Source organism: Streptomyces sp. NPDC006879 (genome assembly GCF_042869595.1).
Taxonomy (GTDB): domain Bacteria; phylum Actinomycetota; class Actinomycetes; order Streptomycetales; family Streptomycetaceae; genus Streptomyces.
Map to the genome: position 1 here is coordinate 23,015 of NZ_JBIAGC010000056.1, position 11,322 is coordinate 34,336.

The window sequence follows — 11,322 nt, forward strand, 5'->3', positions numbered from 1 at the left end:
GTCGCACACCCTGGACTTCTTTACTTCTGGTGTCCGTTGCGGCGACCAGCTCACACCGGCCATAGTCCAGCTGTGAGGCGTATCGTTCCCAAAACGGAGGAGACTTCCAGTGTCGTCGCGCTATGACTGGGGCAAAGAGAATCCGGCGATCAACGAACTCCGAAAGGTGATCGACACCGCGCGTCTAGAGGTGACGAGCCACCCCATTTACCACCGGCTGGAGACCCTCCAAGACGTCAACACCTTCAACGAGAACCACGTGTTCGCAGTGTGGGACTTCATGTCACTGCTAAAGAGCCTGCAACGCAACCTGACCTGCGTGGACGTCCCCTGGGTGCCGCGCGGCTCGACGGAGAGCCGTCGCCTCATCAACGACATCGTGTTGGTGGAGGAGAGTGACGAACTCGGTGGCGGCTTCATCAGCCACTTCGAGCTCTATGTGAACGGCATGGAGCAGGCCGGGGCGGACATCAAGCCCATCAACGACTTCCTGGACCGGCTGCGGGCCGGCGAGTACGTGCGCGACGCGCTGGTCAACGCCTCCGTGCCGACCGCGGCGGCCACGTTCGTCAACTCCACTTGGGACTTCATCGAGACGGCCCCGCTGCACTGCCAGGCCGCCGCCTTCGCCTTCGGTCGCGAGGACCTGATCCCCGAGATGTTCGACCAGGTCATCAAGATCGATGACCAGGGCGGCAAGCTCGCGGTCTTCCGCGACTACCTGGCCCGGCACATCGAGGTGGACGGCGAGGAGCACACTCCGATGGCCATGGCGATGGTCGCCGACCTGTGCGGGGACGACCAGGCCAAGTGGGATGAGGCCGCCGAGACCGTGGTGGGCGCCCTCAAGGCCCGGGTGGCGCTGTGGGACGGGATCTCCGCGGCGCTCGACGCCTGACGTCCCGCGTCGGCGGGCCCGCACCCCGCCGACCGCACACCAGGGAACCGCACCCGGCCGGGTAGTGATCGAGTCCTCTCGACCACTACCCGGCCCACACCTGTATCCGGAGGCGCAGTCTCCGGGAACTGCATCTGGGAGGCTGAGCGATGAGCGGACCCGTGGTGGCGCTGACCACCGACGCGTCGACGGTGAGCTACGGGATCTGGGGTCCCGTACCCACCGCCATACTCCAGTGGAACTACGTCCAGAAGATCGTCGATGCGGGCGGCACACCGCTCCTGCTGCCGCCCGTCCCACAGGCAGTGGAGGACGCGGTGGACCGCGTCGACGCCTTGTTGATGGTGGGGGGCCCGGACGTCGGGCCGGAGCTGTACGGGGCCGAGCGGCACCCTCGTACGCTGCCCACCGACGCGGTGCGCGACGCCACCGAGGTGGCGGTGCTGGCCGCCGCCATCCGCCGGGACATCCCCGTGCTGGGGATCTGCCGCGGCATGCAACTGATGTCCATCCTGCGTGGCGGCACCCTGGACCAGCACCTGCCCGAACACGGGCCGGCCGCGCCGGGCCGCTTCGACGTGCGGCAGATGAAGGCCGAGCCGGATTCGAAGGTGGCCGCGGCCCTGGGCACCGAGTTCGAACTGCACTGCCACCACCATCAGGGGATCGACCGGCTCGGTGAGGGCCTGGTGGTCACCGCCCGCGCCGCGGACGGAGTGATCGAGGCGATCGAGGACCCCTCGCTGCGCTATCTGGTGGGCGTCCAGGCGCACCCCGAAGTCGCAGACACCGAACCGTTGTTCCGGGCCTTCGTCGACGCGGCCCGCTGACCCGTACTCCTCACCCAACCGGAGGTTCTCACTGATGGACGAGCAGCAGCTGCGCCTACACGGCAAGGTGGCCCTGGTCACCGGCGCCAGCCGGGGGATCGGTCGGGGCATCGCCCGACGGCTGGGCAGGGACGGCGCCCTGGTCGCGGTGCACTACGCCACCAGTGCGGAAGGCGCCCACGAGACGGTGGCGCTCATCGAGAAGGACGGCGGGCGCGCCTTCCCGGTGGGAGCCGAACTCAGCGCCCACGGCGCGGCCGAACGGCTCTTCGCCGAATTGGAGGCGGTGCTGCGGGAGCGCACCGGCGAGGGCTCCCTGGACATCCTGGTGAACAACGCAGCGGTGCCGGGTCCCTACGGGGATCCGCAGGACGTGACCGAGGCGGACTTCGACGCCTGCTACGAGGTCAACGCCCGGGCCCCGTTCTTCCTCGCCCAGCGCGCACTGGGGGTGCTGCGCGAAGGTGGCCGGATCATCAACATCTCTTCCGGCATCACCCGCAGCGCGCAGCCCGACAAGATCGCCTACGCGATCTCCAAGGCCGCCGTCGACCAGCTCACCCTGCACCTGGCCAAGCACCTGGGCCCGCGCGGTATCACGGTGAACAGCGTGGCCCCGGGTCGGGTGGACAACGGTGGGCCGATGTTCTCCAACCCGGCGGCCGTGGAGCGGATGGCGCAGATGTCGGTCTTCGGGAGGGTCGGGCAGCCCGCTGACATAGCCGACGTGGTGGCCTTCCTCGCCTCCGATGACGCGCGCTGGATCACCGGCTCCTTCATCGACGCCACCGGGGGCACCCTGCTCTGAGGGCCGTCCCCGAGAAGGTCCGGCCGCACCTGACGAACGCGCGCTGATCCGCCAGCCATGGCGGGACAGCCCTCGGGCGCGAAAGGTGACGCCCCGGGCCCACGGCCACCGGAAACGGCCGTGGGCCCGGGGAGTCACCGTGTGACCCCTCGCACAGGAATTCGCCCCCCGCCTGGCGGTCACACCCCGAGCCCCCCTTCCGTCATAGAGGTGAACGACGAACAACCCCCTGGAAGGGATCACCACCATGACCACCACCGCCGTGAAGTCCCGCATGCAGAACCCCGCCAACGTCCTGCCCGGCGCGATGCCTGCCATCTTGTCCCTGTTGAAGTCCACCAAGCAGGGCGGGGTCCCGGAGCTGACCCTTGAACTCGTACACCTGCGGGCGAGCCAGATCAACGGGTGCAGTGTCTGTGTGGACGCGGCGGCACGCGGGGCGCGCAAGGCCGGCGAGAGCGATGAGCGGCTGTTCGCGATTGCTGCCTGGCGGGAGGCGCCCTACTACAACGACGCCGAGCGAGCCGCCCTCGCCCTTACCGAGGCCGCGACCCGACTGGCCGACCGGGCCGACGCGGTGCCGGACGAGGTCTGGGACGAGGCCGCCAAGCACTACGACGAGCAGGGGCTGGCCGCCCTGACGATGATGATCGGCGTGACCAACCTCTTCAACCGGCTGAACGCCACCACCCGCCAGGTTGCCGGCGAGGCCTGGTAACCCGGTACAGCCCGGCGCCGTACGCGGACCGGCCCGGGCAACGAGCGCGGCGTCGCCCCGGACTGAGCCTCCGGGGCGGCGCCGCTCCGTTTCGGTGCGTGGTGGATCAGCCGACTGCCGCGGGGACCGGCGCCGGCGCCGGAGCGTCGGGGGCAGGGAGCGGTACGACGGGGGGCCCGACGACCGGCGGTCGGGTGCGGGCGGAGCCGAAGCGGCGCATCACCGGCTCCTCCACGAGGGTGTAGAGCGCCCAGGCCAGCAACAAGGTCACGGCGAAGGCGATCGCGAGGTAGGCGAAGCCCCCAGCGACGCCGTACGACTGGCGCAGCGCGCCGGTCTGCCGGGAGACCTCACCGAGTACCAGGGCGTGCCACAGGTAGAAGGCGAAGGACACGTTGCCCAGCCAGACCATGGGTCTGCTGCGCAGTACCGAGCGCCGGCCGGTGACGTCCGCCTGGGCCCCGGCGGCGATGACCAGCCCCAGCGGCAGAACCATCACGGCCACGTGTGCGTACGTCCAACTGGCCGACCAGGCCAACCAGTAGGCCACCACGGCGATCCCGGTGGCGGGCAACAGCCCGATCCGCAGCCAGAGTCCGTGCATCACGAGCTCGGCCAGCAGCATGCCGAAGGTGAACTCCAGCATGCGGGCGGGCGGGGACATGTAGACCAGCCAGCCCTCCCACTGGGAGACCGGCCCGAAGATGATGTCGGGGCCTTCGGGGAAGGTCCAGGCGATCATCGGTACGCAGAAGATCAGCGTCACCGTGCCACCGGCCCACAGCAGGAGCCGCTGGGGCCTGATCCGGTTGATCCCGCGCAGCAGGAACGGGAAGGAGAGGTAGAACAGCAACTCGGCGGAGAGGGACCAGGCCACCGGGTTCATCGCGGACGCGACGTCGACCTGGGGGAACCAGGCCTGGAGCAGGAAGAAGCTGGGCACCGCCTTCCAGCCGCCCAGCGCCGAACCCGCGTTGAGCAACAGCAGGGCGGCGGCGGCAAAGGTGACGAGGTGGTTGGGGAAGACCTTGACCAGGCGTCGGCGCCAGAATCGGGTCGTGGTGTCTGAGGAACGCGCCGACCAGGTCAGCACGAACCCACTGAGGATGAAGAAGAAGCCGACGCCGGCCGCACCACCGAGACCGAACACGCGCTGAAACCCTTGGGTCAGGCCCTTGTCCGGAAACGGATACTGAAAGCCGGCGTGGAACGCGAAGACCAGCAGAGCTGCGATGATTCGCATTCCGGTGAGCGACGGTAACCGATGCGCGTCGACGCTCGGAGATGGTCTGGACCGCACGGTCTGAGCCATGAGAGCGCTCCCTCGGGAAGAGTTTGACTGAATCGCGAGTGTAGAGTCAGGGGCTTTCTCGCCGGAAGAGCACTCTTTCTCAGGGTGCGAAGGTCGCTACACTTCCTTCACAAGAAAGAAACCGGCCACCGCATAGACGGTGACCGGCTCCGGTTGACTGCGGATCGACGGCAGTTGAACAGGCGTAACGAGCAACTCAACCAAAGAAGTCGAGAAGCGAACGGGAAACGAGTTCCGGATCCTCCTCGGAAAGCCAGTGCAGGGATTTCTCGACCGGAATGACGCCGCGCACGTCGTCGGCGACCCGCTCCAAGGTGGCCGCCAAGTGGTCGAATTCGGAGAGCGCCGCCATCCCGAGCACCGGCATGGCCAGCCGACCGTATCCCGCCATTGCCTCGATGTCCGCGTGGAAGGCCTGGTACCAGGCGCAACTTGCCCGGATTCCGCCGGGCCGGTCGTAGGCACGTGCGTACACGGACCGGTCAAATCGGGTGACGGAGTCCTGTTTGACCAGGGCGTTGTCGAAGAGCCAGTCGATCAGCGTCCACATCCGCCCGTGCAGGAGGTGCTGAGGTAGGTCCAGGACCTGGTTGAAGGCGAACCACCACATGTTGAAACCCGTGTTGGGGCGCAGCAGCATGCGCAGTTCGTACAGCGACTCGTCCGGGTGGGTCACGTCGAGCAGGGCCAGGCGGCGGGTTGCCCCGGGGTGATTCGCCGCGAAACTGAAGGCGACCATCGCCCCGATGTCGTGGCCGGCGATGTGTACCGAACGGTGCCCGAGTGAGCGGACGAGCTCGTACACGTCACGGGCCATCGTCTTCTTGTCGTAGCCGTCGGCCGGGGTGGCGGAACCTCCCATGCCGCGTACGTCGACGACGATCACGCGGTAGTGCTCGGCGAGCACCGGCATGATCTTGCGGTACCCCCACCAGGTCTCCGGCCAGCCCGGCAGCAGCACCAGCGGTTCACCACGACCGCCGATGACGTAGTGCAGTCGGGTGCCGTTCACTTGGGCATGTCGGCTGTGGAAGCGGTGCCGCCCGGGCAACGAACGCGCCAAGGCCGCATCGTTGGGGACACGAGGGCCCCTTGCGGCCGGGCTCGCCTGCGCCGAGCCCGCACCGAGGGCGGTGAGGGCAGCCGCACCGGCACCCATCGAGATCACGCCGCGTCGGTCCAAGGTCATGTGAACACCTCTCTGTCTCTTCGTTCCCGTTCCAGAACAAGGGGCGGCGCGGCCACCGCGACCCACCGCGGTGACCGCGCCGCCCCTGCCGCGCGCTGTGATCCCTGCGACTACTGCCGTGCCGGGGCTTGCCGTGCGTCGTGAGGAACGGCCGGCAGGCCCGGGCGTTACCGGCGCGCGGCCCCGAACCAGCGCGTCAGGGCCTCGGCGAGGTCACCGCCGCCAGGGGCCGCCCACACCACGTGGCCGTCCGGCCGCAGGAGAGCAGCAGCGGGCATCTCCTGACCTCCCGGGGTGTCCGTCGCCACCCAGGCGCCGGTGTGGACGTCGACCCGGTCCGCCCAGCCGGTGGCCGAGGCCACGTCCACGGCCGGCTCGGCCACCACGAGCACGCCGCGCCCCGCGTGGAGCAACTCGGCCACCGAGGAGCGGGTGCCGTCGGCGCGTTCCAGTTCTCGATCGGGCTGGAGGCGCAGGCCCAGCAGCGGATGCCCGTCCTCCCCCACCGGGTAGCGGATGTCGAGTCCGCTGACCAGGCCCGCCAGATGACGGGCGGCCTCGGGGATGCGGACCAACTCGCCCATGACACCACGCAGCGGCTCCATCTCCTCCCCGCTGAGATAGAGCAGCGATTGCGCCAGGGTGTTGCGGATCAACAGCTCCCCGATCGGATGCCGTTCGCTGTGGTACGTGTCCAACAGCGACTGCGGGGCCCAACCCCGCAGGACGGAGGCCAACTTCCAGCCGAGGTTGACCGCGTCCTGGATGCCCACGCTCACGCCCTGGGCGCCGAGCGGCGCATGGTCGTGCGCGGCGTCCCCGGCCAGGAAGACCCGGCCGCGCCGGTACTCGGCAGCCAGACCGGTGGCATTGGTGAGGAAGGCCATCCAGCTGGCGGAGGCGTGATGGATGCGCTCCCCCGTCATCCGCTCCCAGGCATCGGCTACCTGCTCGAAGGTCAGCCCGCCCTTGGCCTGCTCGGCGCTGACCGTCGGTTCGTGGACGACGATGCGGTCCACGCCCCCTCCCAGGCTCACCGAAAGCACCATGCCCCCACCGGGGATGCGTTCGCCGATGGGCCGCATCGGGATCTGCGCGCCCACCACGTCGGCGAGGTAGACACCGCGGGTGGCGGGCAGACCGGGGAAGTCGATGCCCGCCAGCTTCCGGACGGCGCTGTGGGCCCCGTCGCAGCCCACCAGGTACTGGGCGCTCTCCTCGCCGCGCCCCTCGGGGCCGTCGAAGACGACGGTGACGCCCTCGTCGGTCTCCCGGTAGTCCACCACCTCGTATCCACGCCGGACGGTGACGCCGAGCTCCGCGAGCCACCCCTGGAGCATCTCCTCGGTACGGGACTGGGCCAGGCCCATCACCCCGTAGTGGCTCTCCTCCAGGGCGTTGAAATTGATCCGAACGCCACCGAAGTGGCCCTGTTTGCCCCAGCGGAACTCACCGAGACGGTCAAGGAGACCACGCTGGCCGAAGACCTCCGCGGTACGACCGGTGAATCCAAGTCCGCGGGTCTCCCCGCTCGGCGCGGGCAGTCGGTCGTAAATGACGACATCCGCTCCGCCCAGCCTGAGTTCACCGGCGAGCATTAATCCGACAGGGCCGGCACCGACGACTATTACGCCCTTTGCCATCATCGCACTCCTCGTGCAGACAGTTTTCCCGGGGATGGCCCCACACTACCGACGCCCCGGGCACCCCATCCCTGCTGTGCAACTGCGCCAACTGCACAATTGAACAGGGAAGTTGAACAGCCTTCTGTCAGGAGAGCCGCCGATACCGTGGAGCCCTACCCATCTGTCTGTGTGCGAGGAGTGCGAACATGGCAAAGGGCGCGATCATTGTCGGTGCCGGGCCCGTCGGACTGATGCTTGCCGGTGAACTCGCCCTCGGTGGCGTCGATGTGGAGATCTATGACCGACTTCCCGGGCCGAGCGGGGAATCTCGCGGAGTGGGATTCACCCGGCGGGCCGCCGAAGTGTTCCATCAACGTGGGCTGCTGCACCGACTCGGCGAGGTCGAATGGGCCCAGGGCCACTTCGGCGGCGTGCGCATCGACTTCGGCGCGCTGGAGGACAACCACTTCAGCGTGCGCGGGGTGGCCCAGTTCCGCACCGAGTCCATGTTGGAGGGGTGGCTCGCGGAGCTCGGCGTCACCGTCCGGCGCGGATACGAGGTGGTGGACTACCGGGAGACCGACGAGGGCGTCACCGTCGTCTTCGACGGCCCCGAGGGGCGCGGCGAGGAGAGCGCGCGCTACCTGATCGGGTGCGACGGCGGTCGGAGCCTGGTACGGCAACTCGCCGGCATCGAGTTCCCCGGCTGGTCGGCCACCCGCGGGATGTACATGGCCGACATCATCGGCTCGAACGTACGCCAGCGCCCCATCGGGGAGAAGGTTCCCGGCGGCATGGTGATGGCCTTCAACCTGGAAGACGGCGTGGACCGCATCGTCATCCACGAGAAGGGTCTGCGCCCTCAGGACAAGGGCGCCGTCACCTGGTCCGAGGTGGCCGACGCCTGGGAACGGATGACCGGCGAAGACCTGCACGGGGCCGAAGTGCGCTGGGTGAGTTCCTTCACCGACGCGACCCGGCAGGCCGCCTCGTACCGCAAGGGCCGGGTCTTCCTGGCGGGCGACGCCACCCACATCCACATGCCGGCTGGCGCCCAGGGGCTCAGCGTGGGCGTGCAGGACGCCGTCAACCTGGGCTGGAAGCTGGCCGCGACCATCAACGGCTGGGCACCCGAAGGGCTCCTGGACACCTACGAGTCCGAACGGCACCCGGTCGGTGAACGGCTGATGCGCAACACCCGTGCACAGACCCAGCTCTACCTCACCGGGGAGGAGATGGAGCCGCTGCGGGCCGTGATGCGTGAGATCGTGCTGCTCCCGGAAGCCGCACGCCACCTGGCCGGGATCGTGAGCGGTCTCGACATCCGCTACGAGGTGGGGGCCGGCGAGCACCGCCTGTTGGGCGGACGCCTGCTACCGGACCTGGAGTTCGAACGGCAGGACGGCGGCCGGAGCACGGTCGCCGAGCTCATGCACTCCGGGCGCGGCATCCTCTTCGACGTGGGGGACACCGGGGACGCGGAGAAGGTGGCGGGAGGCTGGGTGGACCGCATCGACATCGTCCGGGGCGACTGGGTGCCCGCAGGACCGGTCGCGGCGCGCGCTGATGGTTCACTGCTGATCCGCCCCGACGGCCACGTGGTGTGGGCCAATCCGGAGGGCGGCGACCTGACGGCGGCCCTGAACCGCTGGTTCGGTGCCGAGGCGGTCGCCTCCTGAACCTGTGACGCCCCGTCGGGGGAGCGGCGCCTCTGGCCGCGCCACCGGCGGGGCGCCGGGCTGTCCGGGTCCCGCTCCCCAACGCCCGTCCGCACTGCCGATCGCCTGCGGGCTGCCCGAGGGCTCTAATCGCGTGGTCTTCCGGGGTTCGCCATGCCGCCCTCGACCTCCGCGACGGATCCGGAACCGCTGCCGCCCCCGGTGGCCGACTGGGCACGAAGGACCTGTAGGACGCGGGGCCCGGCGAGCTTCACCGTGATGATTCCCCCCAGCAGCAGCACCGCGTACGCGCAGATGAAGTACAGGTACGGATAGCGGAAATCGGCTGACACCCACACCCCGAGCAGGACTGCCACCCACCACGAGACAGTGGAGACGGCACCCGTGTTGAAGACGAGCAGGGCCGTCTTCTCAAATTCGTCATCGACGAGTGGGCGGTCGACGTGCGCCTCGAAGACCGGGATCACCTTGCGGTGGATGACAGCCCCGTTGATGCAGATGACAGCCGTCACGGTGGCAATGGCCCAGAATTTCCCATCGTGCCACCGCTCCGGCGAGGCCAACGCATACAGAAACCCGGTGGGAACAATCAGGGCGAGGCCGACGACAACGAGTGCCGACACAAATCTCAGTGCCCGTAGTTCACCCCGGTCCAGGACCCCGTCCGTGACGAATCGCACGAAGAGATAGTCGGAAACCACGGCCGCGCCCAGGCCAACGACTACCCCTGCAATATGGAAGAAAGTGATGATTTCGTCGATTTGCACGAAACCTGTATTCCACGGATCACCGTCATCTAACCTGGTTCTTCCACCGGACAGCACGAAGGATTCGAAGGCGGAGGCCGGCATCGGACCAGCACCGCTTCCGGACGCGGGAAGGAAAAACGCCGGGCCCGCGGATCGAGAGTGCCCGGTCCGCGGGCCCGGCGCCGAATCGGTCAGGGTTGGCGGCCGGCCCGCCAGGTGCGGGGGCCGTCGAACCAGGGGCCGCGGTCGGGGCGGGCCCAGCCGGCGAAGGCACGGGACCGGCCCTCACCGTCGGTGTCCGCCTCCTCGCACGTGGCGAGCCGGGCGTACAACAAGACCGTGACCGCAGCCAGCTCTTCGGGGCTGGGGTCGCCCTTCTCCACCCGGATCAGATGGCACAGCCCCGGCGCCGCCGGATCGGAACTCGCGGCCATGGCCGTCGCCTCGGCCACCGGTTCTGCGGGGGACTGCCCGGCCGGCGGCGGCAGTAGCGGCTCTGGCGCGGGCGGTGCGGGCCGTTCGGTGACCGTCACGGCCATCGGCGCCGGCCCGGTGACGGACTCGGTCAACAGCTGCGTCATCGTGACTCCTTCCTGGATGCTCGGCGGTTGAGCGGTGCGGTGGCTGATCACTGGGGTGGGTTGCCGTGCTTGCGGCGCGGCAGTTCGGCGTCCTTGTTGGCGAGCATGCACACCGCCCGGGACAGCACCAGCCGGGTATCGCGCGGGTCGATGACGTCGTCGACCAGGCCTCGCTCGGCTGCGTAGTAGGGGTGGACCAGTTCCTCCTTGTACTCGGCGATCTTCTGCTGGCGCATCGCCTCGGGGTCCTCGGCGGCGGCGATCTCCCGCCGGAAGACGACGTTGGCGGCACCTTCGGCCCCCATGACGGCGATCTCGTTCGTCGGCCAGGCCAGTGCGATATCGGCGCCGATGGAGCGTGAGTCCATCACGATGTAGGCGCCGCCGTAGGCCTTGCGCAGCACCACCGAGATCCGCGGGACGGTGGCGTTGCAGTAGGCGTACAGCAGTTTCGCCCCGCGCCGGATGATGCCGTCGTGCTCCTGGCCGACGCCCGGCAGGAAGCCGGGCACGTCCACGAGGGTCACCAGGGGGATGGAGAAGGAGTCGCAGAACTGTACGAACCGCGCTCCCTTCTCGCTGGCCCTGATGTCGAGTACGCCGGCCATCGAGGAGGGCTGGTTGGCGACGATGCCGACGACGTGACCGTTGATCCGGGCCAGCGCCACCACCAGGTTGGTGGCCCAGGCCGAGTGCACCTCCATGAACTCGCCGTCGTCGACGATCTCCTCGATCACCCCGCGCACGTCATAGGAGCGGTTGGCGTCCGCGGGCACCAGCTCCAGCAGGGTGTCGGCGGGCCGGTCGGCGGGGTCCTCGCTGACCACGTGCGGCGGCATCTCTCGGTTGTTGGAGGGCAGAAGCGAGAGCAGGTAGCGGACCTCGGCGAGGCAGGTCTCCTCGTCGTCGTAGGCGAAGTGGGCGACGCCGGAG

11 protein-coding genes are annotated in these 11,322 nt (G+C 68.8%); 5 read left to right on the forward strand and 6 right to left on the reverse strand.

Features of this window, described 5'->3' with window-relative positions:
• Window positions 1-109: 109 nt before the first annotated feature.
• The 4 genes from ACFYMC_RS27095 (at window position 110) to ACFYMC_RS27110 (ending at window position 3,254) form a co-directional block, all read left to right on the forward strand.
• The gene (locus ACFYMC_RS27095) at window positions 110-898 is read left to right on the forward strand and encodes a DUF3050 domain-containing protein (RefSeq protein ID WP_388529888.1); all 789 of its coding nucleotides are present in this window, start codon (window positions 110-112) and stop codon (window positions 896-898) included.
• Window positions 899-1,047: 149 nt separating this feature from the next.
• Complete coding sequence (locus tag ACFYMC_RS27100) at window positions 1,048-1,728, forward strand: gamma-glutamyl-gamma-aminobutyrate hydrolase family protein (RefSeq protein WP_388529891.1); 681 nt, start codon at window positions 1,048-1,050, stop codon at window positions 1,726-1,728.
• Between the two features lie 34 nt (window positions 1,729-1,762).
• Complete coding sequence (locus tag ACFYMC_RS27105) at window positions 1,763-2,536, forward strand: SDR family oxidoreductase (protein ID WP_388529894.1); 774 nt, start codon at window positions 1,763-1,765, stop codon at window positions 2,534-2,536.
• A 247-nt stretch (window positions 2,537-2,783) separates the two neighbouring features.
• Window positions 2,784-3,254, forward strand: a complete 471-nt coding sequence (locus ACFYMC_RS27110) for a carboxymuconolactone decarboxylase family protein (protein WP_388529897.1) — start codon at window positions 2,784-2,786, stop codon at window positions 3,252-3,254.
• Between the two features lie 106 nt (window positions 3,255-3,360).
• Here ACFYMC_RS27110 and ACFYMC_RS27115 read toward each other — a convergent pair whose 3' ends face one another.
• The 3 genes from ACFYMC_RS27115 to ACFYMC_RS27125 form a co-directional block, all read right to left on the reverse strand.
• Window positions 3,361-4,497, reverse strand: coding sequence for an acyltransferase family protein (locus ACFYMC_RS27115; protein ID WP_388529900.1), 1,137 nt, complete (start codon window positions 4,495-4,497; stop codon window positions 3,361-3,363).
• A 265-nt stretch (window positions 4,498-4,762) separates the two neighbouring features.
• Window positions 4,763-5,755 (reverse strand): alpha/beta hydrolase, encoded by a 993-nt coding sequence (locus ACFYMC_RS27120; protein ID WP_388529902.1) that lies wholly within the window; start codon window positions 5,753-5,755, stop codon window positions 4,763-4,765.
• A 167-nt stretch (window positions 5,756-5,922) separates the two neighbouring features.
• The gene (locus ACFYMC_RS27125; RefSeq protein ID WP_388529905.1) at window positions 5,923-7,398 is read right to left on the reverse strand and encodes an FAD-dependent monooxygenase; all 1,476 of its coding nucleotides are present in this window, start codon (window positions 7,396-7,398) and stop codon (window positions 5,923-5,925) included.
• Between the two features lie 188 nt (window positions 7,399-7,586).
• Between ACFYMC_RS27125 and ACFYMC_RS27130 the strand changes: the two genes are divergently transcribed.
• Window positions 7,587-9,059 (forward strand): FAD-dependent monooxygenase, encoded by a 1,473-nt coding sequence (locus tag ACFYMC_RS27130; protein ID WP_388529908.1) that lies wholly within the window; start codon window positions 7,587-7,589, stop codon window positions 9,057-9,059.
• Window positions 9,060-9,184: 125 nt separating this feature from the next.
• Here ACFYMC_RS27130 and ACFYMC_RS27135 read toward each other — a convergent pair whose 3' ends face one another.
• From ACFYMC_RS27135 to ACFYMC_RS27145, 3 genes are all read right to left on the reverse strand, one after another.
• A complete protein-coding gene (locus ACFYMC_RS27135; RefSeq protein ID WP_388529911.1) occupies window positions 9,185-9,910 on the reverse strand; it encodes a hypothetical protein in 726 nt (241 codons plus the stop codon).
• A gap of 89 nt (window positions 9,911-9,999) precedes the next feature.
• Window positions 10,000-10,389 (reverse strand): acyl-CoA carboxylase subunit epsilon, encoded by a 390-nt coding sequence (locus tag ACFYMC_RS27140; RefSeq protein ID WP_388529913.1) that lies wholly within the window; start codon window positions 10,387-10,389, stop codon window positions 10,000-10,002.
• Window positions 10,390-10,436: 47 nt separating this feature from the next.
• Window positions 10,437-11,322: acyl-CoA carboxylase subunit beta (locus ACFYMC_RS27145; protein WP_388529916.1), on the reverse strand; the 886-nt coding region annotated here is incomplete at its 5' end.

Coding starts and splice junctions, on each gene's coding strand:
- ACFYMC_RS27105 (WP_388529894.1), top strand. CDS start 1,763: ATGGACGAGCAGCAGCTGCGCCTACACGGCAAGGTGGCCCTGGTCACC.
- ACFYMC_RS27140 (WP_388529913.1), bottom strand. CDS start 10,389: ATGACGCAGCTGTTGACCGAGTCCGTCACCGGGCCGGCGCCGATGGCC.
- ACFYMC_RS27115 (WP_388529900.1), bottom strand. CDS start 4,497: ATGCGAATCATCGCAGCTCTGCTGGTCTTCGCGTTCCACGCCGGCTTT.
- ACFYMC_RS27135 (WP_388529911.1), bottom strand. CDS start 9,910: ATGCCGGCCTCCGCCTTCGAATCCTTCGTGCTGTCCGGTGGAAGAACC.
- ACFYMC_RS27100 (WP_388529891.1), top strand. CDS start 1,048: ATGAGCGGACCCGTGGTGGCGCTGACCACCGACGCGTCGACGGTGAGC.
- ACFYMC_RS27110 (WP_388529897.1), top strand. CDS start 2,784: ATGACCACCACCGCCGTGAAGTCCCGCATGCAGAACCCCGCCAACGTC.
- ACFYMC_RS27130 (WP_388529908.1), top strand. CDS start 7,587: ATGGCAAAGGGCGCGATCATTGTCGGTGCCGGGCCCGTCGGACTGATG.
- ACFYMC_RS27125 (WP_388529905.1), bottom strand. CDS start 7,398: ATGGCAAAGGGCGTAATAGTCGTCGGTGCCGGCCCTGTCGGATTAATG.
- ACFYMC_RS27120 (WP_388529902.1), bottom strand. CDS start 5,755: ATGACCTTGGACCGACGCGGCGTGATCTCGATGGGTGCCGGTGCGGCT.